Source organism: Nocardia sp. NPDC051911 (assembly GCF_040681035.1).
Lineage (GTDB): Bacteria > Actinomycetota > Actinomycetes > Mycobacteriales > Mycobacteriaceae > Nocardia > Nocardia sichangensis.
Window position 1 is genome coordinate 1 of record NZ_JBFAXY010000034.1, and the last position, 25,365, is coordinate 25,365.

Below are 25,365 nucleotides of genomic sequence, written 5' to 3' on the forward strand. Positions count from 1 at the left end.
CCCTCGAACACACCATCACCCAAGCATTCACCGACATACTCCACACCAACACCATCGGACTCGACGACTCCTTCTTCACCCTCGGCGGCGACAGCATCATGTCGATCCAGTTGGTCAATCGAGCCAGGGCGGCGGGTGTGGTGTTCACCCCGCGCGACGTGTTCGACCGCAAGACGGTCGCCGGGCTGGCCGAGGTCGCCGTCCGCGGCGGCACCGCGGCGACCGCGCTCGCGGCCGAACTGCCCGGCGGAGGCGTGGGGCCGGTGCCGGTCACGCCGATCGTCCGGTGGCTGCTCGAGCGGGCCGGGTCGGGGTTCGGCCGCTTCTCGCAGGCGGTGTTGCTCGGACTGCCGCCGGGGATCGACCGGCAGCAGCTGGTGGGCACGGTGCAGGCGGTACTCGATCGGCACGACATGCTGCGCGCGCGGCTGCGCCCGACCGACGACGGAAGTTGGGCGTGGGAAGCCTTGCCCGCCGGGGCGATTCGAGCCGAGGACGTCATCCGTCGGGTGGCGATGCCGGAAGCCCCGGGAAGCGCCGAGTTCCGTGCTTCTGTGGCGGCGGAGTTGGACGCCGCCGCGGACCGGCTCGATCCGGGCGCCGGGGTCGTGCTGCAGGTGGTCTGGTTCGACCCGGTAGCCACGACGGAGCCGGGCCGGGCGCTGGTGGTGGCGCACCATACGGCCGTCGACGGAGTGTCCTGGCGGGTGCTGGTGCCGGATCTCGCGATCGCGTGGGCGCGGATCGAGTCCGGCGAACCACCCGAGCTGGCCCCGGTCGGGACGTCCATGCGCAGGTGGGCCCACGGGCTGGTCGAATCGGCCGGAAGCGCCGAGCGGCGCGCCGAATTCGGATTCTGGAAAGCGATGGCCGCCGGAGACGATCCGGTGATCGGATCCCGCTCCCTCGACCCCGCGATCGATGTCGCCGCCACTGCCCGCACGGTCGAGATCGATGTTCCCCCCGAGGTGACCGAGGCGTTGTTGACCACCGTGCCCGCGGCATTCCACGGCGAGGTGAGCGACGGGCTGCTGGCCGCGCTGGCGGTGGCGGTGACGAAGTGGCGGCGCGAGCACGACACGGTCGCGTCCGGCGATCTCGCGGACGTCGTGATCGGTTTGGAAGGGCACGGCCGCGAGGAGCGCGCGGTTCCCGGCTCGGATCTGGCCCGGACGGTCGGCTGGTTCACCACGAGTTTCCCGATGCGCCTCGACCTGTCCGGCATCGATGTCGACGACGCGACCGCGGGCGGGCCCGCGCTGGGGGCAGCGGTCAAGTCGGTGAAGGAACAGTTGCGCAAGGTCCCGGACCACGGGATCGGCTACGGCTTGCTGCGGTATCTCAACACCGATACCGGACCGGAACTCGAGAGCATGCCGACACCGCAGATCGGATTCAACTACCTCGGCCGCGTCGCCACGAAGGTGCCCGGAGGAGCGCCGTCGGCCGGATGGCTACCGGTGGACGACGGCGGGGACCTCTCGGGCGCCGAGTTCACCGGTGCGCTCGATCCGGACCTGCCGATGTCGGCGGTGCTCGACATCAACGCCCTCGTCCTGGACGACGGCGACCGGCGGCGGCTGCGGGCGAAGTGGTCGTATCCGGCCGGGGTGCTCACCGCCGACCAGGTGCACGAGGTGGCGGAGTCGTGGCGCCGGGTACTGACCGCGTTGGCGGCATACAGCCGCCGCGCCGGGACCGGCGGACGGACGCCGTCGGATCTGGACCTCGTCGATCTCACCCAGTCCGATATCGAGCGGCTCGAGACCGGATATCCGGCGCTGAGCGATGTCTGGCCGTTGACTCCGTTGCAGGAGGGATTGCTGTTCCATGCGGTGTTCGCCGAGGAGTCGGTGGACGCCTATGTGGTCCAGCTGGTCCTCGAACTGGGTGGGCGAGTCGATGCGCAGCGGCTGCGCCGAGCCGGGCAGGCGCTGCTGAACCGGCATGCGAATCTGCGCGCGGCGTTCGTCACCGACACCGGGCCGGTGCAGGTGGTCGACGAAGACGTCGAGGCGCCATGGACGGAGCTGGACCTGTCCGGGCTGGACGACGGGGAACGGGATCGAGAGTGGACTCGGTTGATGGCCGAGGACCGCGCGACCCGGTTCGACCCGTCGCGCGCCCCACTGCTGCGCTGGATGCTGGTCACCATCGGGCCGGAGCGCTTCCGGCTGGTGCTGACCAACCATCACCTGCTGCTGGACGGCTGGTCGATGCCGCTGCTCCTGAGGGAGTTGCTGGTGCTCTACGCCACCGACGGCGACGACGCGATGCTCCCTCGTGTCCGGCCCTATCGGGACTTCTTGGCATGGCTGGTGCGGCAGGACCCGACCGCTTCGCTCGACGCCTGGGCCCGTGCGTTCGACGGCGCCGACGAGCCGACTCTGATGGCTCCGTCCGACCCCCGCCGCCGCTACACCGAATCACGAGATGTCCTCGGCGAATTGACCGAGGAACAGACCGCGGACTTGACGAACCTTGCGCGGGCACGCGGAGTCACCCTCAACACCGTGGTCCAGACGGCCTGGGCGATTGTGTTGGGCGCCTTGACATCCCGGACGGATGTCACCTTCGGCACCACTGTCTCCGGACGGCCTCCGCAACTTTCGGACGTCGAATCGATGATCGGGCTGTTCGTCAACACGCTGCCGGTGCGTGTCCGGCTCGACCGCACCGAGAGTTTGGGGCAGCTGCTCGACCGGATCCAGGCCGAACAAGCCGCGCTGCTCGATCACCACTACGTGGGCCTGACCGACATCGAACGGGTGGCCGGGCCGGGAGCGGTGTTCGACACGATGACGGTGTTCGAGTCCTATCCGGTCGATCGTGGCGGGCTCACCGCGGACACCGACATCGCGGGCATGCGGCTGCTCGATGTGAGCGGCACCGACGCGGCGCACTATCCGATCGGCGTTGTCGCCCAGGTCGACACGCGATTGCGTCTCCACATCAAGTACCTGCCCGATCTCTTCGACCACGACATGATGGACGCGACGCTGCGTCGAGTTCTGCGCGTGCTGGGCGCGGTCGCCGCCGACCCGGATCTACCACTGTCCCGGCTGGATCTGCTGTCCTCCGCGGAATACCGCGAGTTGGCGCCCGTGTCGGGTCGTCCGACGGTGTCGGCGCAGGTCTTGCCGGATCTGCTGGCCGCGGCGGTGGCGAACGATCCGGGTGCGGTCGCGGCGGTGTGCGGCGATCGCCGGTGGACCTACGGTGAACTGGATGCGGAGTCGAATCGACTGGCACGCATGCTGATCGGCCTGGGAGCGGGGCCGGAGACGAGCGTCGCGGTCGGATTGCCGCGGTCGGTCGAGTCGGTGCTGGCGGTCTGGGCCGTGGCGAAGTCCGGGGCGGCGTTCGCGCCGATGGACCCCGAGTATCCGGCCGGCCGCATCGCGTACATGCTCACCGATTCGGGTGTGGCGGTGGGGATCACGCTGTCGCGATGGCGGGATCGTTTCCCCGGATCGGTGCGATGGCTGGTGCTCGACGAACCGGCGGTCGAAGCGCAGCTGGCGGAATTCCCGGCAGCGCCGGTGCGCGACGAGGAGCGAACACGGCCGGTGCGGCCCGACCACGCGGCGTACGTGATCTACACGTCCGGGTCGACGGGAGAGCCGAAAGGCGTGGTGGTGTCGCACAAGGGGCTGGCGAATCTGGTGGATGATCAATGCACGCGTTTGGGTGTCGGGCCGGGCACGCGGGTGCTGCACGCCGCGTCTCCGAGTTTCGACGCGGCGGTACTCGAATACCTCTGGGCGTTCGCGACGGGCGGGCAACTGGTGATCGCGCCGCCGACTGTCTACGGCGGGGACGAGCTGGCGCAAATCTTGGCGCGGGAGCGGGTTTCGCACGCGGCGCTGACGCCGACGGCCTTGGCGACGGTCGATCCGGCCGGGCTCGGAGGCCTCGGGACGGTCGTGATCGGCGGCGAGGAGCCCCCACCGGAGTTGGTGTCGCGGTGGGCGCCGGGCCGCAGATTGTTCAACACTTACGGTCCTGCCGAGGCCACGATCCAGACCGACGCCGGGCGCCCGCTGGTGGCGGGTGAGGCCGTGACGACCGGCAGCCCGATCCGCGGGGTGCAGGAAATCGTGCTCGACACCTGGTTGCGGCCGGTACCGGTCGGAGTCGTCGGCGAGTTGTATCTGGCGGGTCCCGCTTTGGCGCGCGGCTATCGCAACCGGTTGGGCACGACCGCGTCTCGGTTCGTCGCCAATCCGTTCGCGGGACCGGGGCAGCGCATGTACCGGACCGGTGACCTGGTGCGGTGGCTGCGGTCGCCGACCGGACATCTGACGCTGGACTACATGGGCCGGACGGATTCTCAGGTGAAGATCCGTGGTTTCCGGATCGAGCTCGGCGAGGTCGAATCGGCGCTGCTCGCGTACGCGGGTGTGGCGAACGCGGTGGCAGCCGTGCGCCGAGGCACGGTCACCGGCGACCGGTTGATCGGGTACGTGGTCCCCGAGTCCGGCGCCGAACTCGACACGGACGCGGTCCGCGAGTTCGCCGCGGAGCGGTTGGCCTCGCACATGGTGCCCGCGACCGTCGTGGTGATCGACGCGCTACCGAAGACGGCGAACGGCAAGCTGGACCGCACCGCTCTGCCCGAGCCGGACTTCACCCCCCGTGCCGGATCCCGGGCACCGGCCACCGAGGTCGAGACGACGCTGGCCGGACTGTTCGCGGAGGTACTCGGACTCGACGAGGTCGGGGCGGACGATTCGTTCTTCGCTATGGGCGGCGACAGCATCATGGCGATTCAGCTGGTCGCGCGCGCCAAGGCGGCGGATCTGCTGTTCTCAGCGCGCGATGTGTTCGAGCACGGAACGGTCGCCGAGCTGGCCCGGGTCGCCGTGCGCGACAGCACCGAGGCCACCGCCCTGCCCGCCGAACTGCCCGGCGGAGGCGTGGGACAGATACCGCTGACGCCGATCATGTGCTGGATGTTCGAACGCGGTGGCTTCGACCGTTTCAGCCAGTGGGCGATGCTCACGCTGCCTGCCGGTATCGACAGCGCCGGAATCGGCGCCACCGTCCAAGCGGTGCTCGAACGCCACGACATGCTGCGGGCGCGGCTACGCCCGGACCCCGCGCACGCGTCCGGCTGGGCGCTGCACGTATCGCCGACCGCCGCACCCGCCGCGGGGCTGATCCGGCGCGTGCCGGTAACCGCGGCGCCGGACAGCAGCGACTTCGCCGCGATCGCCGACGCCGAGGCGAACGCCGCGGCCGAGCGCCTCGACCCCGCGGGAGGTGTCATGCTGCAACTGGTCTGGTTCGAGTGGGCGCGACAGCCGGGACGGCTGCTGATCGTCGCGCATCACCTGGTCGTCGACGGCGTTTCGTGGCGCATCCTGGTTCCGGACCTCGCGATCGCGTGGGCGCAGATCAGCGCGGGGCAACCGCCGCGGCTCGCGCCTGTCGGTACCTCGATGCGACGCTGGGCGCATGCCCTGAACACCGCCGCCGCGCGCCGGGACGAACTCGACTGGTGGCGCTCCACACTCGACGCCGCGGACCCGCCGATCGGCGCACGCCCGATCGACCCGGCCGTGGACGTGCAGGCCACCGTCGCGACCGTCGAGGTGAAGCTGCCCATCGCGGCGACCCGCGCGGTGCTCACCACGCTGCCGGAGGCCTTCCGCGGCAACGTGGACGACGCGCTGATCGCGGGGCTCGCTCTGGCGCTGACCCGATGGCGGCGCGAGCACGGCGACACCGCGCCGGAAACGCTGCTCACCCTCGAAAGCCACGGCCGCCACGACACGGTGCTCCCGCACGCCGACCTCTCGCGCACCGTCGGATGGTTCACCACCACCTATCCGGTGCGACTCGACTTGTCCGGCATCGACATAGACGACGCGTTCGCCGCCGGACCCGCCGCCGGGGCTGTCGTCAAATCGGTCAAGGAGCGTTTGCGGCAGGTTCCCGATCACGGGATCGGCTACGGACTGCTGCGATACCTCGACGCCGATACCGCCCGCATCCTGCGTGCGCTGCCCGCGCCGCAGGTGAGCTTCAACTATATGGGCAGATACGACACCATTCCCGCCGCGTTGCGCGAGGCAGGGTGGATGCCCGCCGGAGGCGGCGGAGTCCAGAACCCCGGCGCGGCCGCCGCATCCGTGCTGGGAGTCAACGCGGTCGTCACCGACACCCCGGAAGGGCCGGCTCTCACCGCCGCCTGGGACTATCCGACCGGTCTGTTGACCTCCGACGAGGTCACCGGCCTCGCGGAACTGTGGCGCGACGCGGTGACCGCGCTGGCCGACTATGCGTCCCGGCCCGGCGCCGGCGGGTTCACCCCCTCCGACCTCGACCTCCTCGAGCTGAGCCAGGACACGATCGACCGGCTGGAGCGCCTGCACCCGGCCCTGGACGACATCTGGCCGCTCACGCCGCTGCAGACCGGGTTGCTGTTCCACGCTCAGCTCGCGGACGGCGCCCTCGACGCCTATATCGTGCAACTCTGCATGGAACTCGGCGGGCACGTCGACGCCGAGCGGCTGCGCCGCGCCGCGCAGGCGCTCGTCGGACGGCACCCCAACCTGCGGACCGCGTTCGTGCGCGACGGCGCGGGTGAAGCGGTCCAGGTCGTGCATAAGCACGTCGACGTGCCGTTCACCCTCATCGACTTGGCCGAGCACGACGATCCCGCCGCCACGCTGGATCAGCTCATGGCCGCCGACCGGCGCGCCAGCTTCGACGTGGCCGCGGCGCCGCTGCTGCGCATGACGTTGGTGCGCATCGCCCCCGAGCGATACCGGCTGGTGTGGAGCATGCATCACATCCTCATCGACGGCTGGTCCACGCCACTGCTCATCCGGGAGCTGCTGACCCTCTACGCCTGCGACGACGACGCCACGGCGCCCGCTCCGGGCCGTCCCTTCCGTGACTACCTGACGTGGCTGCACGCCCAAGACCGGAACGCGGCGGAAACCGCGTGGACGCGGGCACTCGACGGCGTGTCGGAGCCGACTCTGCTGGCGATCGCGGACCGCGGCCGCAGGCACACCACCGCCACGCGCGACGTACGAGTTCAGCTCGGCGAAGACCGCACCTCGGCGCTGGTCGCCACCGCCCACCGACAGGAGGTCACACTCAACACCCTCGTTCAGGCCGCCTGGGGAATCGTGCTGGCCAACGCGACCGGCCGCGACGACGTGGTGTTCGGCACCACCGTCTCCGGGCGCCCGCCCCAGATCTCCGGCATCGAATCGATGATCGGGCTGTTCATCAACACGGTGCCGGTGCGGGTCCGGTTGGACCACCGCGAAACCCTCGCCCAACTGGTGCGGCGAATCCGGACCGAACAAGCCGCGCTGCTCGACCATCACCACCTGGGCCTGGCCCAGATCCAGCAGATCGCCGGTCCTGGCGCGATGTTCGACACCGTGACGGCCTTCGAGTCCTACCCGATCGACTCGACCGGGTTGTCCGAAGACACCGACATCGCGGGAATGCGTGTCCTGGGCGTGCACGGACGCGATGCCGCGCACTACCCGCTCGGCCTGATCGTGCACCAGGACAACAGATTGCACCTGACCTTCAAATACTTGCCCGACCTGCTGACCCGGCAGCAGATCGACGCCATCGCCGACCGCGTGCTGCGCGTGCTCGACACCGTCGCGGACCACATCGACCTGCCGCTGACCCGGCTACAGCTGCTGTCGCAGGCCGAGCAGGCCGCGCTGGTGCCCGTTCGCGGGCCACACGGGGCGGTGATGTCGGTGCTGCCGCAGGTGCTGACCGCCGCGATGGAACCGGAGACCGAAGCGGTGGTCTGCGACGGCGCACGACTGTCCTACCGCGAACTCGACGAAACCTCGAACCGGTGGGCGCGGGTGTTGATCGACACCGGGATAGGACCGGAATCGTTCGTAGCCATAGCGCTACCTCGCTCCATCGACGCCATGATCGCCGTGTGGGCGGTCGCAAAGACCGGCGGCGCGTTCGTCCAGGTGGAACCCAGCCATCCGCGCGAACGCAGCACGACCATCCTGACGGATTCCGGTGCCATGGTCGGGCTTACTCGCGAGCCCTACCGAAATCAGTTGCCGGACACCATCGAATGGCTGACCGTCGACAGCACCTCCTTCGCCGCGACGTCGGCAGAAGTGTCCTCCGCGGCGATCAGCGATGCCGACCGAACAGCCCCACTACGACCACAGCACCCGGCCTACCTGGTCTACACCTCCGGCTCCACCGGAACCCCGAAGGGCGTCGTGGTCACACATACCGGGATAGCGAACCTGGCCGCGGATACGCGGCAACGGTTCGGCATCACTCCGTCCTCTCGGATACTGGCTGTCGCCTCGCCGAGCTTCGATGTCTCGATCCTCGAATGGATCGGCGCCGTATGCGGCGGGGCCACGCTGATCCTCGCCCCCACACCGGTCGGCGCCGGGCTGTCCGAGCTGGTCCGGGCGGAACACGTCACCCATGCCGCTCTCACCCCGACGATGCTCGCCGCGATGAATCCCGACGGACTCGAAACCCTGGTCATCGGCGGTGAGCCGTGTCCGCCGGAGCTGGCGGCGCGGTGGACGCCGGGCCGCACGGTGCTCATCAGCTACGGGGCCACCGAGACCACGGTCGTGAGCTGCGCAGGCACTCCGCTGTCCACCACCGTCGACGGCCCGATCGCCATCGGCGGCCCGATCCGCGGATTCACCGCCGTCGTACTCGATCGCAAGCTCCGCCCCGTTCCGTTCGGAGTGGTCGGCGAACTCTATCTGTCCGGACCGGGCCTCGCCCGCGGCTACCACAAGCAACCCGCGACCACCGCGAGCCGATTCGTCCCCGCCCCGTACGGGCGGCCCGGGACGCGGATGTATCGCACGGGCGACCTGGTGGCGTGGACCGCCGACCGAAGACTGCAATACAAGGGCCGCAGCGACCTGCAGTTGAAGGTCCAGGGCAACCGCGTCGAACCCGGCGAGGTCGAATCCGCGCTGAGCGGCTATCCCGACATCGCCTATGCCGCGGTCACCGTGCACACCCGCCCCGACGGCACCGGCCAACTCACCGGCTACGTCGTACCGACGCCGCACACCACACCCGACACCGGCGCCATGACCACCTACCTCGCAACCCGCCTGCCCACCCACATGATCCCCACCGCCATCGTCGTCCTCGACCGGATCCCGCTCACCAGCACCGGCAAATTCGACTACAAAGCCCTGCCCGCGCCGGACCGCCCCCCGTTCCGCGCGCCGTCCACGCCGCTGGAGGCCACCGTCTGCGCGGCGTTCGCGCGAACGCTCCAGCTCGAACGAGCCGGTTGCGACGACGGTTTCTTCGCGCTCGGCGGCAATTCGCTCGCCGCGACCCAACTGGTGGCGCGACTGGAGGAGTCGACCGGGGTACCCGTGCCGATTCAGTGGGTCTTCAGCGACCCGACACCGGAATCGCTGGCCCGCCGCATCGAGGCTCGGCTGCGCGGGTTCGAGGAACCCGACCCTCATGACGCGCTCGCGGTGCTGCTCCCCCTGCGCGCGACCGGCGTCGAACCGCCACTGTTCTGCGTCCACCCGGCCATCGGTTTGGCTTGGGGTTTCAGCGGACTCGTGCAGCACCTCGGCTCGCAGCGACCCGTCCACGGGCTGCAATCCCCGGCGCTGACCGACCCCACCGCGCGGTTCGACACGCTCGACCAACTCGCCGCCCGCTACGTACAGGAGATCCGATCGGTCCAGCCGCACGGCCCCTATCACCTGCTCGGCTACTCGTTGGGCGGCACCATCGCGCACGCGATCGCCGTGCGACTTCGTCGCGAGGGCGAACCCGTCGCCACCTTGGCGATGATGGACACCCGCGTTGTCGACGCGGGCAGCGCGCAAGCTCCCCTGCCCACCCTCCGCGACATGCTCACCGAGTTCGGCGGCGTGGCCGGTTCCCGAATTCCGGCCGACCTCACCGTCGAGGCCGCGACCGACTTGCTGCACCGGCAAGGCGGTCTCTTCACCGCCCTCACACCCGAGCATCTCGCGACCCTGCACGGCGACTACACCCGGCTCGTCGACCTCACCCGAGATCATCGACCGGCACTCTTCGACGGTGATCTGCTCTACTTCAGCGCCGTCGACGGCCACCCGGACGACGGCCCCTCTCCGTCTCTCGCGTGGCAGGAGTACCTCACCGGCAGCATCTTCGAACACCGTGTTGCCGTCGCGCACGAAAGGATGACCGACCCTGAGGCGCTACATGCCATCGGATCAACCCTGACCGAGCACTTCCGCCGCACCCCCGTCCCCTCACCGGAGCCTCCGATCTCAGCAAGGACCAGCCGATGATGAACACCGACCCCATAGTCGGGACACGCTCCGGCGTCCAGCCGGTCAACCTCTTCGCTCCCGACGCGGAAACAGGCCTCGCCGACCACCCCCGGTTCCCCGAACTCCGTCGGTGGACCCGCGAATACCTGTGCCATTCCCACCCGGATCTCGGCCGGCCCGGTCCCGTCTGCCCCTACACCAGCCACGCCATCACGCACAGGTACCTGTGGGCCGCCTACTTCGATGGGCACGACATCGATATCGGGCGCATCACCGCGATCGCCGACGATCTGTACGACCTGTTCCCGGCCCTGCCACCGCGGGAGGCGCCCGAGTCGCTGTTCAAAGCCGTTCTCGCGGTCTTTCCCGACCTCACCGACTACCCCTCGATCGACGCGGTGCAACGACAACAGAAAACCAAATTCGTCGACAAAGGTCTGATGATCGGGCAGTTCTATCCGGGCTGCACCTACCCCGGACTGCACAATCCGGCGTTCCCGGCGCTCGACGCACCACTGCCCATCCTCGCGGTACGCCACATGGCCCCTACCGACTATCCGTTCCTCGTCGCGCGCCACGAATGGATCGACACCTACCTCAAGCTCTTCGCCCCTACCATTCCCGGATTCGTCGCCACGGCCATGTCCGTCAGACTCGAACAGGCAATCGACGCCCAGAAAGACACTTCCTGAGTCGGTAGTGTGGGCGGGTGCGGACGCCCGGTGACCACCGCCGAGCCGGTCCCGGCGACCGGCTGGACAGCGCTCAGTCAGCCACCAGTTCCACCGGGACCGCGAAGACGTCGACCATGGCTCCGTTGCGCAGCACGGTGACCGGCAGTTGCACGCCGATCGACTCGGCGAACAGCTGCCGCTGAATCCCCTGCGCGTCACGCACTTGCGACCGCGCCACGCTCAGCACCAGATCGCCGCGGCGCAGCCCGGCCAGCTCGGCGGGGCCGCCACGGACCACCTCCACGATGCGCACCCCGGCGGCCTGCCCGGTGCGCGCGGCGACCGGCTCGGGCAGCGGCGCTGGCACACCGACCAAGCCGAGGTATGCGCGCCGGACACGCCCCTCGGTGTGCAGCGTGCCGATGATCCGGCGCGTCGTCGCGTTGATCGGGATGGCGAGGCCGAGCCCGATGCCCGCGACCGCGGTGTTGACGCCGACCACCCGGCCGGCCGAGTCCGACAGCGCGCCACCGGAATTTCCGGGGTTGAGCGCGGCGTCGGTCTGGATCACGTCCTCGATCACGCGGCCGGCGCGGCGGGAAGCCACCGGAACCGCGCGCCCGAGCGCGCTCACCACGCCCGCGGTGACCGAACCCGCCAGGCCGAGCGGACTTCCGACCGCCACCACCAGCTGGCCGACCACCAACTGGTCGGCATCTCCGAGCGGCACCGCGTCCGGCGCGCCGCCGCGTGCGCGCAACACCGCGAGATCCGACAGGGGATCCACCCCGACGACGTGGAAGCGGGATTCCACCCCGTCGGCGAAGACCACCTCACCCTCGCGGGCCGCGCCGACGACGTGCGCGTTCGTCAACAGGAACCCGTCGTCGGTGAAGACCACCGCCGATCCGCTCCCCCGCCTGGTCCGCACGCTGGCCACGTGCGGCGTCACCGACGCCGCCACCGCGATCACCGTGCGGGAGTAGGCATCCAACGCGGCGTTGTCCACGCCGACCACCACCCTGTTTGCCGGAATTGCACTACTGCGTCCAGGATGCCCTCGCGCCGCGGACGACGCACGGTGTTCGCCGCAGGCGCAACCTGGGCCGCGGGTGCGCCGGGCGTGTCGCCGGGATACGGATCGCGGGTCCGGCACCGGGCGCTACGCCGTGGGCACCCGGTCGAGGAAACCGTGCACACTCGTGATCCGGTCGTCGGCTCCGAGGGAGATCACGTCCGAACCCGCGACCGGGGCGCTGCCGTCGGTCGCGGAGACCAGCTCCCAGGAGAAGCGGGCGATGTCGTGGTGGCCGTCGACCGCGCCGAGGCGACGGAACTCGAACCCGGGGAACTGCGCCTGCACGCCCCCGATGGCCGCCGCCAGCTGGGCGTGCCCGCGCACCTCCGCGAGCGGATCGGTGTACGCGCCGTCCTCGGCCCACGCGGCCGCCACCGCCGCGGCCCTGGCGTCCTCGTCGGTGGCGTTCCACGCGGCGAAGTACCGATCGACCGCTTCCTCGTAGCGCGACATAATGAATCCTCCTGTGCGGTAATGATTTTCGGCAACCGTTCGGGTCTTCCGATCGGCTGTCTCCAACCTTGCCGCGCCGCGCGCCCAGAGTCGATTACGCGCGAGGTAATGATCGCCGGAAAAGCGCGCGCGCCCGAGGGCTCAGCGCAGTAGGCCCCGCTTCTCGAGATAGGCCGATGGAATCACCGCCGCCGCCAGAGCCAGCAGCACGGTGATCAAAAGGCTCAGCTGCCAGGGCAATTCGGCGATGTCGAGCAGACCTGCGGCGTAGCAGCCGACGACCAGAACGGGCGGCAGGACGACCGCGGTGGTGACGGTGAACACCTTGACGATCTCGCTCTGCCGCACATTCAGGCAGATCGTCACGGATTGCTGCAAGAAGCGGACGTTGTCGTACGCCGAGCCCGCATACTGCCCCACCCCGTCGATGTCGGCGAGCAGGATGCCGATCGCCTCGTCGAGTTCCGCCTTCCCTGACGACGTGTCGGCCAGCAGATGCCGCGCGGCGCGGGCCAGCTGCCGCTGGGTCTCCTGAGTGCGCGAGACGATGCGTTCGGTCGCGTTCATCCGCGACATCACGCCGCGCAGGTCGGCGAGCTCGATCTCGCGCCGGTCCCGGCCCGTGATCGTCCGCTCGATCTCGTCGCGCAACGCCTCCATGGCGTCACCCGCATGATGTAGCACCCGCTCCGACGCCTCGTTCAGTGCCCACAGCAGCGCGTACATCACGCCGTGCGCGGAGCCGGCGAGCGCCGGGTCGCGCCGCATCTTCGCGACCGCCTTGTCGAAGGGGACGAAATGCTCGGACGGCTGCAGCGTCACGAGGAATTCACCGCCCAGGGCGAAGACGATCGTCTCCTGTTCGATGTTCTCGCCACGCCGGAATCCGGCCGTCACCGGAAAGTAGCGAAAGCTGTCGGTCTCCAGGCCCTGATCGCGAGCGGACGTGAAGTCGATGCCGAGCCGTTCCCGCAGCACCGCCGCGGTGTCGGCGTCGTCGGCGGCGAGCGGAATCCAATGCTGCTGGAGCACTTCGGTATCGAAGTGGTCGGCGGTCACGGCACCGAGAAAGGTCGTCATCGACTACCGCTGCCCGCGAAAGGAGCGCACCGCGGATCCCGCCTGCTGCCGCCGTTCCGGATCTGTTGTGCGAGGCAATGTTTCGGCTTTCTCGGGCAATGTGGCCATAGTGGGTGCTCCAATACTTGCTATCGTGCGGGGCTGGCGCGCTCCTCCGGTACCGAGGACGCACGCAGGGGCGAGCAGCGACGTGATCGGGCGGCGCCGCGGGTCGGGGGCCACGTATCGGCCGAACCCGGACGCGCCGCTCTTACGCGCCGGAGAGATGACGAAGGTTGAGGTCCGTACCGTGTCGGCCGATGGGCGCCGTTGCCCGGCGGGCGATCACACGCGGATCAACGACGCGCCGGCGCAACCTGTTTCGCGAGAGCGGCCCGGCTGTAGACGTCGATACTGTCATCCGGCATCTGCCGCTCACCTCGCTTCGTCGGTCGACCGGCGCACGAATTGCGCCATCCATCATTAGAAACCCGCCCATCGGGATACGTCAATCAGTTGCGCAAGTGTTCGACAGCGCGCCACCGGATGGAAATCCAACGGCAGCAGGGGAAGCCGGACGACCGCGAACGACAGCGGTTTCCGGCGCCGAGCAGCCCAGGCCGTCGGCGGCGGCCACCTGATTGCACTGCCGGTCACGGCCGTGCCACCCTACCGGCTCGCCGCCACCGCGACGTCACTCCGCCACATCCACCCCGTACTGGCGCGCCAGCACCGCGAGATCCGTCGGATAACCCTGGCCCACCGCACGCAACCGCCAGACGTCGCCACGCAGGTAGACCTCGGCGAGCACCAACGTCCGTTCCTCGGTGGCCGCGTCCATCGTCGCGCGCGCGACAACGCCTGCCTCCGCGCCAGGCATCGCCTCGACCTCGATCGCGCCGACATCACCGAAGGTGGCCTCCGCGTCGTCCAACGCGGCGGCCAGCACGATCCGGCGGCAATATCGCGGCAGCTGATCCAGCCGTATCGCGACGGACTGCTCGTCGGGCCCCTCGGCGACGAGACGCACGCCCCGAGTCTCGGGCTGGTTGTAGAAGACGAAGTCGTCGTCGCCCGCCACCTGCTCGTCACCGTCGACGAGGAACGCGACCAGGTCAACCGCCCCGCTGCCGCTGTAGGCCCACGACGCTCGGATCGTCCAATCGATGCCGAAGTCGTCGATCGGTAGATCGATCACCTGACCACGAATCAGCGCAAGAGGCTCGGCGACCGCGCGACGCGATGCCGGCGACGCGTCGGAAGGCTGCGGCGCCGAGAGCAATTCGGCGCCGTGCACCGGGATGCCGAGTTCGGCGGCCCGTACGCAGCGCCGGTCGGCGTGGCCTCCGGTCAGCGCGAGCACGTCGGTTACCCGCCCGGACATGTTCACCGCCGCGGAGCCGCCGAGCTCGGCGATCCGTGAGCGGGCTGCGGCGGCACCGCCATGCGTTCCACCGAGCACCAGCACCCGGCGTCCAGCCAAGGGGCCACCGGGTGCGACCGGCACACGCGACGGTCGACGATGTGTCGAAGAAGTTCGCGCCACCTGATCGCCCTTGCGCTCACCCGGCTCGACACGCTCCAGCAACAACAGAAATCTGTTCTCGCTGACGATCGGGGTGCCGACCTCGACGGCTTTGCGAGCCTTGCCGCTGGTCGAATTCGGCGCGTTGGTGACGAGCACACTGGTGCGACCGCTCACCGCGCTGGTCACCTCTAGTCCGGCCGCTTCGGCACGGGCGACCAGGGCGTCCCGATCGGTCGCGGTATCGCCGGTGAAGGCCACTTTCATTCCCTGGACGAGAGCGCCACCGGTCTCGAACCGGCCCGGATACGTGTAAGGACACGGTGTTTTCGGGCCCGTCCGCTCGGTCGGCAGACCCCACGCGCTCTGGTAGTTCTCCTTCGGCGGGCAGCGCAGCAGAGGCGGCGTGATGCCGAGCCGCGCCGCATCGGCGATCAGCGCTCTGAGCACACCGGCCAGGACGCGGGTGTCGTCCAACGCGTCGTGCGCTTTCGAACGTGAAATCCCGTAATAGGCCGCGAGCGTGCCGAGTTTGCAATCCGGCGTCGGCGGCGCGACCCGCCGCGCGAGGGCAAGCGTGCACAATCGGCGACCCACCGGCAGATCGGCGCCGGTCCTGCCGAATTCGCTGGCGAGGAACCGGTAGTCGAAGTGCGCGTTGTGCGCGACCATCACCCGGCCGGCCAGCAGGGCCGAAAGAGGTTCGCGCACATGCTCGAATCGCGGTGAGCCGCGCAGGATCTCGGCCGTCAGGCCATGGATGTGCACCGGCCCCGGGTCGCAGCCCGGATCGACCAGCGTATGGAATTCATGGACGACCTGGCCGTCGGCGTCCAGGACCAATGCCGCCACCGAAAGCACCCGATGCTCTTCGGCCCGCAGACCCGAGGTCTCCACGTCGACAACGGTGTAGGCGCCGAAACCCGCCGTTGAAGGCGCTTGGCGCACAATCGCATTCCCTTGCACGGCCAACTCATCGTGACCACGGTCCCGAACGTTGCATTGATCGCACCTCGAATTCCGGATACGCCGCACTCACCATGGACGAGGTCGCCGCACGGGCCGGAACCGACACGAACGCCATCTGCCGACGCCGGCCCCATGGCCGGCCCTCCTGGGCCGCGCGATCGCACGAGGTGAAGCCGTCCCCGAAGCCCTGCATCCGCCGATGCCACCGTGGCCCTGGTCCTGCTCCGCAACGAGTTCGTGGTCCGCGGGGCGCAGCGCTACGGGTTCGCGGCGCCGCAGATCGGCAACTCCAGCAGCGCGCTGGGAGCGCGTTGCGGCACCGAGGTGCCCAGGTAGTACTGAATCCACCCCGGATAGTTGCCCGAGTCCAGACGAAAGACTTGAACATGCACCGCGTGCTGTGTTCCGGTCTCGTTATCACGGAAATGCATCGCGGACCGTTCTCTGCCGTAAACGGCTATTCCTTCTGCCCACATCCGGCGAAAGTCGGCGTACTCGGCGAGTTCGGCGAGCAGATCCGCAGGCCATTCCGATTCCGCCGCCGGTCCGATGAGGCCGCGCAGCCAGCGGACCATCAGACCGGCCTCCCGCTCCCATTCCACGATCACCCGGCGCGACAGCGGGTTGCCGAAAAACCATCGCAGGATGTTCATGTCGTCCACCAGGCCGGGAAACGCGCGCGCAAACGGCCTGTTACAGGCGAGAACATTCCATCGGGTATCGACGAAGCCCGCCAGGCCCGGCTCCTGCGCGACGAGCGCCTGCCGCATGTCCTCGGTGATCTCGGCGCACAACTCGGCTATCGACGGCGACCTGCTGATCGAGAGACCGGCCAACTCGTACAAGTGGCGGCGCTCCGCATCGGTCAGCGCTTTCACGCGTTTCAGATAACCGACCAACGCCTCCACGACGACCATGGTGGGACGGGCGCGCTCGCCGCTTTCCAGGTGCGCGACATAGCTCGCGCTCACTCCGGCCGCGAACGCGAGTTTCTCCCGCGACACCCGGCGTTCGTCACGTAGGCGGCGCAGCATACTTCCGAAGCTGGGCGGCTCGGGGCGGCCACTGTCGATTCTGCCCGATACTCGGTGCGTCACTGATCCACTCCTCTGACAACTGTGTTGAACGACGGGACACATCGAAGGAAAAGGTGATGCCGGCGAGGACGGCGACCGCAATCCCCTCCGGCGTCCGGATCGTTGAAAAGAACAAGCCAGGGCGACATTGCCGCAGCAACCCCCGGGAAGATCCTCTGCGCACCGATGTTAAATGCATTCGATCACGATATGAAACCAACTGGACCGGCATGTTAGACAGATCACACACCGCAAGTGCACTCCGGTAACAGGTTGGCCTACAGTACTTTTCATTCCTCCCGGCGACCGGCGCCGCCGCGACTTCCGTTCCTCGCCGACCGGATCACCACTCGCCGAAGAAATCCTCGCCAGGGCGGACACTGCGCGGTATGTATCCGCAAAAGGGTGCGTCGGGAAGATGGACATACCCGAGCGGATTGCATTAGATCTTGGTCGAGAAATTCCCCGGAACGATCGACGATTTCATTTTCGAGCCGATCGCCGGCGGATCGAACTCCGTCATCACTAGAACAGGAGCATTCCGACTTGTCCGCACACGCTCATCCCACGCCGCGCATCACACTGGCGGCCAGCGGCGACGACGAACGAAGAACGTTCGCGGTGTGCGCCGCCGAAGGCAGGCCGCTGTGGTACGGCCCCCTCGAACCACCGCCGGACGACATGGTGGCGGGCCGGCCCGCCTCCGCCCCGACAACCGCCGCGGCGCGCGGCATCTGGCTCGCGGGCCAGGCGAAGACGCAGGCAGGTCTCGGCCATGCGCTGCTGCGCCTGATCGTCACCGACCGGCAGCTCGACATCAGGGCGCTGCAACGTACCGCCGTGCTCACCGGCCTCGCCCTCGAATTCATCGTCACCAAAGAGAATCCGGCGCGTGGCTGGTGCAGTACCTACGGATGGCTCGAGTGGAGCACCGCTTCGCTGGCCGGTCTCGTAGACCGCCGCTCCGGTTTCGGCGTACGCCCTTACGTGGCGTCGGCCCCTGTTCGCCAGAGTCCGAGGAGGACACGCCGATGATCGGCGACATCGCATCCACCGACACCGTCCGGCACATCGATGCGGGCGCGACGTTGCGCACCGCGCTGGAAGGGCTGTTGGTCCACGATGGCGGCGAACTCGACGCCCGGCTACGCCACGCCGTCGCCGCCGTCGTACACCTGGCGGTCGACGCCCGCCCTGGACCACCCGACAGCACCGACGAGTTCCTGGGCAGGCTCGACACGGCGTGGCTGCTTGCCGCGTGGGCGGGGCACGATGTCGAACTCTCGCTGATCGCGACCCTCGCCGGAGGGACCGTGCCCGCGCTGTCGTGGTGTGAGTTGATGTTCACGACGGCGCTGGCGCCGTGGTCGGCTACCGACTCCGCACGACATGCCCGACAGATCTTCACCGCCGACACTCCGGGTGCCTGACCGCACCGGAAGCCGGCCGCAGTCCCCACCCGTTGCTGAAGTGGTCAGACGTCCAGCTCGAGCCGTCGCGGGTTCGGCCGCCTCGCCCCCTCCGGCGCCTTCCGCAGGTCGGCCGGACAGCGGGCGGCTCAGCCGTTCGCGCTGGACAGCGAAGGCGTCCGCGGCCGAACCCGCTCGCGCGGCGCATCGCCGGGTGCCGTGATCACCGAACCCGCCAGTAGGGTTGACCACGGCGTTGCCAGGCCGGATGCTCTTGGTTGGCCGAACAGCTCGAAACCGGACATTCGAACGATCTTCATCGTCGTAGCGCCGAGTTGTGGCGGCGACGACGCCGGTGCGGACCCGCCCCGGTGTCCGGTACTCGAGGGGAGATTCGCGTGACCTACCGCCTGACCGATATCGATTGCGTGAGTGCCCGTGGGCACTCCGCGCTAGGGGGAACCCTCGCGATACAGGCGGTCTGGCGCTACGACCGTGCGGTGGATCTGGCGGCGCTCGAGCATTTCCACGAGGCGTTGCGGCACGGCAGGCTGGGTAGAGCGGTCGCGCCCGCGATGATCCCCGCCGCCGGGGACCGGTGGACCACCCGAGTCGAATTCAGCCCGCTCGAGGTCGCCGAGGAGCCCATTCCCTCGGGCGATCTGGAGGCCTGGATCGCCGAACAGGGAAATGCCGAGTTGCGTACCTTCGGCGGGCCCGCGTGGCGGTTGGCGGCGACCCACCTCGACAACGGGGAAAGCGTGGTGTCGCTGCTGGTTTCCCACACGCTCGCGGACGGCCACGCGTTCTGCACGGCGGTCACGGACGCCGTCGCGGACAAGCGACTCGACTTGTCCTACCGCACAGATGAATTCGGCCGGATGCGCCTGCTCGCCGGTGATCTCCGCGATGCCGCGCGGCGAGCCAGGTCGTTACCCTCCGCCGCCGGTTTGGCGCTGCGGTTGGCCGTCACCGGGCGCGGCGGCGGGACCGGGACCGCCGGCGACGCGCCGGACTTCCGGCTTCCGACCGTCACCGCGACGGTCCCGGCGCAGCTGTGGCATGCGGCGGCACGGGCCCGAGGCGGAACCGGCACCACCCTGGCGGTGGCGATGATGACCGCCATCGCGACGGAGGTCGGCCGCACCGACGAAGAGGGCCGGGTGCGCATGATGATGCCGGTCAGCACCCGCACCGCCGACGATCTTCGGGCGAACGCTCTGACCTCCATCGCCTTCGAAGTGGACGTGCACGACGGCGCACCGGCCGATCTCGCTCCGCTGCGCTCGGTGATGAAGGAAAAGCTCACCGCGGCCGCGGCCAGCGGGCAGGACGTCCCGCCGCTGATCCCGGTCGCGGTGGCGCTGCCGCGCGGACGGTATGCCCGGCTGGCCCGGCAAGCCGCCACCGACCCCGCCTCCACGGTGTGCTCCAGCCTCGGCAAGCTCGACCCCGAAATCCTGCGCATCGACGGCAGCCCGGCCTCGGCGATGATGATCGGCCTGGTCAATCAGAGCCTCGACGCGCGGAGCGTCGTGACCAAACGCGGCGGCAATCTGTACGTCGCGCTGGTCGAGGCCGCGGAGAAGATCACGATGCGCGTCATGGGGTTCCACCCGCCTGCCCTGCTGGACACCGAGCAGCTCACCGAGCTGGTGCGGTCCGCGCTCGCCGAGTACGAGCTCTCGGCGACCTTCTGGTAGCACCTCGGCTTGTCACCGCCATGTGGCACGATCGCGTAAGTGACCAGCCGACCCGCCGCCACGCAGCACCTGCACGACCTCGCGCGGCTGCGCCGCGTTCGCGACCGCATCGATCGCGAGTACGCGCAGCCGCTGGACGTGGAGGCGCTCGCGCGCGACGCGCACATGTCGGCCGGGCACCTCAGCCGCCAGTTCCGGCTCGCCTACGGCGAGTCGCCGTACTCCTATCTGATGACGCGGCGCATCGAACGAGCGATGTCGCTGCTGCGGCGGGGCGACCTCAGCGTCACCGAGGTGTGCTTCGCGGTCGGCTGCTCGTCGCTGGGCACCTTCAGCACCCGCTTCACCGAGTTGGTCGGTGTGCCGCCGAGCGTCTACCGGCGCGAGGCGGCGCGCGCCACGGCGGGGATACCCTCGTGCGTGTCGAAACAGGTGACCAGACCGATCAGGAATCGAGAAGCACCGGTTACCGAGCCGCAATTAGCCTGACTGCCATGGACATCACCATTCACGCGAGCTTCCTGCCGCACGACGACGCGGACGCGGCCCTCGCCTTCTACCGCGACATCCTCGGCTTCGAGGTCCGCAACGACGTCGGGTACGAAGGGATGCGCTGGCTCACGGTCGGCCCCGCCGGCCAGCCGGAAACATCCATCGTCCTGCATCCGCCGGGCGCAGATCCCGGCATCACCGACGACGAGCGCCGCACCATCACCGAGATGATGGCGAAGGGCACCTATGGCGGCATCCTGCTGGCAACCAAGGATCTGGATGGCGCTTTCGAACGGCTGGCGGCCAACGACGCGGAGATCGTCCAGGAGCCGACCGAGCAGCCGTACGGGGTGCGCGACTGCGCCGTCCGCGATCCCGCGGGCAACCTGATCCGCATCCAGCAGCTGCGCTGACCGCCCGGCACGAACCGATCGAACCGAGCCCGGCGACGCCGGCCGCGCAGGCGGCCCCGCCCGACAGATGGAGACACGATGAGCACGGCCACGACGACGGACACGCAGTCGCCCGCGCCGCACGCCGCGGACAGCCACGATTTGATCCGCGTGCACGGCGCGCGCGAGAACAACCTCAAGGATGTCAGCATCGAGATTCCGAAGCGAAGGCTGACGGTGTTCACCGGCGTCTCCGGCTCGGGCAAGAGCTCATTGGTGTTCAGCACGATCGCCGCGGAGTCGCAGCGGCTGATCAACGAGACCTACAGCGCGTTCGTCCAGGGCTTCATGCCGACGCTGGCACGGCCCGAGGTCGACGTGCTCGAGGGGCTGACCACCGCGATCATCGTCGATCAGCAACGCATGGGTTCCGACCCGCGCTCCACGGTCGGCACCGCCACCGACGCCAATGCCATGCTGCGCATTCTCTTCAGCAGGCTCGGAAAGCCGCACATCGGCTCGCCCCAGGCTTTCTCCTTCAACGTCGCCTCGATCAGCGGGGCGGGCGCGGTCACGACCGAACGTTCCGGAAGGACCGTGAAGGAGCGCCGCAGCTTCAGCATCACCGGCGGGATGTGCCCGCGCTGCGAGGGCCGGGGCTCGGTGTCCGATATCGACCTCACCCAGCTCTACGACGATTCCAAGTCGCTCACCGAAGGCGCGTTCACCATCCCGGGCTGGAAGTCGGACAGCTTCTGGACGGTGCGGGTCTACGCGGAGTCGGGTTTCGTCGATCCGAACAAGCCGATCCGCAAGTACACCAAGAGGGAGATGCAGGACTTCCTCTACAAAGAGCCCACCAAGGTGAAGATCGAGGGGGTCAATCTCACTTACGAGGGGCTGATCCCCAAGATCCAGAAGTCGTTCCTGTCCAAGGACCGGGAGGCGATGCAGCCGCACATCCGGGCGTTCGTGGACCGCGCGGTCACCTTCACGACCTGTCCCGAGTGCGACGGCACCCGGCTCACCGAGGCGGCGCGCTCGTCGAAGATCGCGGGGATCAGCATCGCCGACGCCTGCGCGATGCAGATCAGCGACCTCGCCGAATGGGTCGGCGGCCTCAGCGAGCCGTCGGTGGCGCCGCTGCTGGGCGCGCTGCGGCACACTCTCGACTCGTTCGTGGAGATCGGGTTGGGCTACCTCTCGCTGGACCGGCCCTCCGGCACACTGTCGGGCGGTGAGGCCCAGCGCACCAAGATGATCCGCCACCTCGGCTCCTCGCTGACCGACGTCACCTACGTCTTCGACGAGCCGACCATCGGCCTGCATCCCCATGACATCCAGCGGATGAACAACCTGCTGCTGCGGCTGCGGGACAAGGGAAACACGGTGCTCGTCGTGGAGCACAAGCCGGAGACGATCGTGATCGCCGACCATGTCGTCGACCTCGGTCCGGGAGCGGGCACGTCGGGCGGCACCGTCTGCTTCGAGGGCAGCGTCGAGGGGCTACGGGCCAGCGGCACCGTCACCGGCCACCATTTCGACGACCGGGCCGCGCTCAAGGCCACCGTGCGCGAGCCGAGCGGCAAGCTCGAGATCCGCGGCGCGAAAGCGAACAACCTGCGCGATGTCGACGTCGACGTTCCGCTGGGTGTGCTCGTCGCCATCACCGGCGTGGCGGGGTCCGGCAAGAGCTCGCTGGTGCACGGGTCCATCCCCGCGGGCGAAGGCGTGGTCGCGGTGGATCAGGCGCCCATCCGCGGCTCGCGGCGCAGTAATCCGGCGACCTACACCGGATTGCTCGAGCCGATCCGCAAGGCGTTCGCCAAGGCCAACGGGGTGAAGCCCGCGCTGTTCAGCGCCAATTCCGAAGGAGCGTGCCCCACCTGCAACGGCGCGGGCGTCGTCTACACCGACTTGGGGATGATGGCAGGTGTCGCCACCACTTGCGAGGAGTGCGAGGGCAAGCGATACCAGGCGTCGGTGCTGGAATACCACCTCGGCGGCCGCGACATCAGCGAAGTGCTCGCGATGTCGGTGCTCGAGGCCGAGGAGTTCTTCGGCACCGAGGCCGCCCGCACCCCGGCCGCGCACGCCATCCTGAGCAGGCTCGCCGACGTCGGGCTGGGCTATCTCAGCCTCGGTCAGCCGCTCACCACGCTGTCCGGCGGCGAGCGGCAACGGCTCAAGCTGGCCACGCACATGGCCGAGAAGGGCGGCGTCTACGTCCTCGACGAGCCGACCACCGGCCTGCATCTCGCCGATGTCGAGCAGTTGCTCGGCCTGCTCGACCGGCTCGTCGACTCCGGCAAGTCGGTCATCGTCATCGAGCACCACCAAGCGGTCATGGCGCATGCGGACTGGATCATCGACCTCGGTCCTGGGGCGGGACACGACGGCGGCCGGGTCGTCTTCCAGGGCACTCCCGCCGACCTCGTCGCCGCCCGCTCCACTCTCACCGGCGAACATCTCGCGGCCTACGTCGGCGCCTGACCGGGCGCTCGCGAGCAGGGTGGCGGCGATCGACGCCGCTACCCTGACCCGAGAACGCGAGCCGTCAAGGCGAGCACGCCCTCCCGATGGCGTTGCGGGGAGGTCATGTCGGTGATCTCCGGACGCATGCTCGCGAAGATCGCCATGGCCAGGAACTCCGCGTCGGCATCCGGGACGACCTGGGCGATCAACTCCGCCAGCAGCGCCCGCCACGGCGCCCAGGTCTCGGACCGACAGCCGTCGGGCAGGGCGCGCGTCAACGGTTGCAACTCGACCACCGTGAGGTCGAACACCGTGGCGACGAAGGTCTGTATCCGCTCGTCCACCGGCACGGCGGGATCCGCGGCGAGGTCGCGGACGGCCGCCCAAGCCCGGCCGGTCCGGTCGTCGAACAGCGCGCGAATCAGCCCTTCGCGGTCGGTGAATCGGCGGAACAGCGTGCCCTTCCCGACTCCGGCGGCTGCCGCGATCTCGTCCATGCAGACGTTGTCGCGCTGCTCATCGCAGATCAGACGCCCGGCTACGGCGAGAATCGCGACCCGGTTGCGTTCGGCGTCGGCGCGCATCGCTGACCTCCAGTTGACATAAGCGGACCCACAGTCCGTATCATAGCGACACACTAAACGGACCGATAGTCCGTATCCGGAAGGGTGGATCCCATGCGCGCAGTTCGCTATCACGAGTACGGCGGCCCGGAAGTGCTGCGAGTCGAGGAGGTCGACGATCCCACGCCGGGCGAGGGCGAGCTGCTCGTCCGGGCCACGGCCACCGGAGTCAACTACTTCGAGGTGCAGGTGCGCGCCGGGGTGACCCCGGATCCGCTCGGCCTGCCGCTGCCGCACACGCCCGGCATCGAAGTAGCCGGGACGGTGGCCGCGGTCGGTCCCGGCGTCGAGACCCGCCGCATCGGCGAAAGAGTGGTCGGCACGGTCGCCTCCGGCAGTTACGCGGAGCTGGTGCGCATTCCGGCAGCGGCGGCCGTACCGCTCGACGATCGCCTCGGCGAGCATCAAGCCCTCGCGCTGCTCGGCCAGGGCGCGACGGCCGTGGGATTGATCGAAGCCGCGGAGATCGGGCCCGAGGACACGGTTCTGGTGGAGGCGGCAGGCGGAGGAATCGGAACCCTGTTGATCCAGTTGGCCAAACGAGCCGGAGCCCGGGTCGTCGCCGGTGCGAGCGGGGCCGCGAAGCGGCAGCTGGCCGCCGACCTCGGCGCCGATGCCACCGTGGACTACACGCGACCGGGATGGACCGAGGAGGCCGGTCCGGTGTCGGTCGTGCTCGAGACCGTCGGCGGACAGACGGCTCGGGAGGCTTACAGCCTGCTCACGAAACCGCGCGCCCGCATGGTGGTCTTCGGCTCGGCCAGCGGCGTCGCGGTCGAGATCAGCTCGGAGCAACTCCTACCGGTCGGCGCCTCGCTGATTCCCTTCAGCCTCGGATATCGCCCGCAACGGTGGCCGGAGCTGGCCCGCCGAGCCGAGGACCTCACGGTGCGCGGTGAACTCACCCCCGTCATCGGCACGGTGCTGCCCCTGGCCGAAGCGGCGACCGCCCATCGGGCGTTCGAAGACCGCACGGCCATCGGGAAGACCATCCTCACCCCCTGACCGCGCATCGGAAACGTGCGGCCATCGAGCTCGTACGGCTCACGCCAAGGTACGCCGACCGGCCGACGGGCGACAGCATCCGCACCGGTGGCGATGCCGCCGGTGCGAAATGCCGTCGCGGTGCCCCCGACCTTCCCGCGCGG

Annotated in this window: 15 protein-coding genes; 9 read left to right on the forward strand and 6 right to left on the reverse strand. The window is 69.1% G+C overall.

The annotated features are described in order from the left end of the window. The first annotated feature begins 14 nt into the window (after positions 1 to 14). Positions 15 to 10,307 carry an amino acid adenylation domain-containing protein gene (locus AB0L97_RS31185; RefSeq protein ID WP_364436698.1) on the forward strand — a complete coding sequence of 3,431 codons (10,293 nt, stop codon included), beginning with the start codon at positions 15 to 17 and terminating at the stop codon, positions 10,305 to 10,307. Next, a complete protein-coding gene (locus AB0L97_RS31190) occupies positions 10,304 to 10,981 on the forward strand; it encodes a DUF6875 domain-containing protein (RefSeq protein ID WP_364436544.1) in 678 nt (225 codons plus the stop codon). Before AB0L97_RS31185 ends, AB0L97_RS31190 begins: the two co-directional genes overlap by 4 nt. A gap of 73 nt (positions 10,982 to 11,054) precedes the next feature. Here AB0L97_RS31190 and AB0L97_RS31195 read toward each other — a convergent pair whose 3' ends face one another. The 5 genes from AB0L97_RS31195 to AB0L97_RS31215 form a co-directional block, all read right to left on the reverse strand. Next, a complete protein-coding gene (locus AB0L97_RS31195) occupies positions 11,055 to 11,972 on the reverse strand; it encodes a trypsin-like peptidase domain-containing protein (RefSeq protein WP_364436547.1) in 918 nt (305 codons plus the stop codon). Between the two features lie 153 nt (positions 11,973 to 12,125). Continuing rightward, the gene (locus AB0L97_RS31200; RefSeq protein ID WP_356968530.1) at positions 12,126 to 12,494 is read right to left on the reverse strand and encodes a nuclear transport factor 2 family protein; all 369 of its coding nucleotides are present in this window, start codon (positions 12,492 to 12,494) and stop codon (positions 12,126 to 12,128) included. Between the two features lie 141 nt (positions 12,495 to 12,635). Beyond that, a complete protein-coding gene (locus AB0L97_RS31205) occupies positions 12,636 to 13,574 on the reverse strand; it encodes a CorA family divalent cation transporter (RefSeq protein ID WP_364436552.1) in 939 nt (312 codons plus the stop codon). A gap of 673 nt (positions 13,575 to 14,247) precedes the next feature. Then, positions 14,248 to 16,044, reverse strand: coding sequence for a TerD family protein (locus AB0L97_RS31210; protein WP_364436555.1), 1,797 nt, complete (start codon positions 16,042 to 16,044; stop codon positions 14,248 to 14,250). Between the two features lie 260 nt (positions 16,045 to 16,304). Next, the gene (locus tag AB0L97_RS31215; RefSeq protein WP_364436558.1) at positions 16,305 to 17,144 is read right to left on the reverse strand and encodes a helix-turn-helix transcriptional regulator; all 840 of its coding nucleotides are present in this window, start codon (positions 17,142 to 17,144) and stop codon (positions 16,305 to 16,307) included. Between the two features lie 525 nt (positions 17,145 to 17,669). On the opposite strand from AB0L97_RS31215, the gene AB0L97_RS31220 reads away from it, so the two are divergent. The 6 genes from AB0L97_RS31220 (at position 17,670) to AB0L97_RS31245 (ending at position 23,612) form a co-directional block, all read left to right on the forward strand. Then, positions 17,670 to 18,158 carry a hypothetical protein gene (locus tag AB0L97_RS31220; protein ID WP_364436561.1) on the forward strand — a complete coding sequence of 163 codons (489 nt, stop codon included), beginning with the start codon at positions 17,670 to 17,672 and terminating at the stop codon, positions 18,156 to 18,158. After that, positions 18,155 to 18,553 (forward strand): hypothetical protein, encoded by a 399-nt coding sequence (locus AB0L97_RS31225; protein ID WP_356968539.1) that lies wholly within the window; start codon positions 18,155 to 18,157, stop codon positions 18,551 to 18,553. Before AB0L97_RS31220 ends, AB0L97_RS31225 begins: the two co-directional genes overlap by 4 nt. A gap of 377 nt (positions 18,554 to 18,930) precedes the next feature. Beyond that, positions 18,931 to 20,235, forward strand: a complete 1,305-nt coding sequence (locus tag AB0L97_RS31230) for a hypothetical protein (RefSeq protein ID WP_364436565.1) — start codon at positions 18,931 to 18,933, stop codon at positions 20,233 to 20,235. Between the two features lie 39 nt (positions 20,236 to 20,274). Then, entirely contained in the window at positions 20,275 to 20,724 is a 450-nt protein-coding gene (locus AB0L97_RS31235) for a helix-turn-helix transcriptional regulator (protein ID WP_355078458.1), read from the forward strand. Between the two features lie 5 nt (positions 20,725 to 20,729). After that, a complete protein-coding gene (locus AB0L97_RS31240; protein ID WP_355078459.1) occupies positions 20,730 to 21,140 on the forward strand; it encodes a VOC family protein in 411 nt (136 codons plus the stop codon). A gap of 78 nt (positions 21,141 to 21,218) precedes the next feature. Then, on the forward strand, positions 21,219 to 23,612 hold the full coding sequence (locus AB0L97_RS31245) for an excinuclease ABC subunit UvrA (RefSeq protein WP_364436570.1): 2,394 nt from the start codon (positions 21,219 to 21,221) through the stop codon (positions 23,610 to 23,612). A gap of 38 nt (positions 23,613 to 23,650) precedes the next feature. Here AB0L97_RS31245 and AB0L97_RS31250 read toward each other — a convergent pair whose 3' ends face one another. Next, a complete protein-coding gene (locus AB0L97_RS31250; RefSeq protein ID WP_364436573.1) occupies positions 23,651 to 24,178 on the reverse strand; it encodes a TetR/AcrR family transcriptional regulator in 528 nt (175 codons plus the stop codon). 93 nt (positions 24,179 to 24,271) lie between these two features. Here AB0L97_RS31250 and AB0L97_RS31255 point away from each other — a divergent pair, with 93 nt between their 5' ends. Beyond that, positions 24,272 to 25,222, forward strand: coding sequence for a zinc-binding dehydrogenase (locus AB0L97_RS31255; RefSeq protein ID WP_355078462.1), 951 nt, complete (start codon positions 24,272 to 24,274; stop codon positions 25,220 to 25,222). Positions 25,223 to 25,365 lie beyond the last annotated feature (143 nt).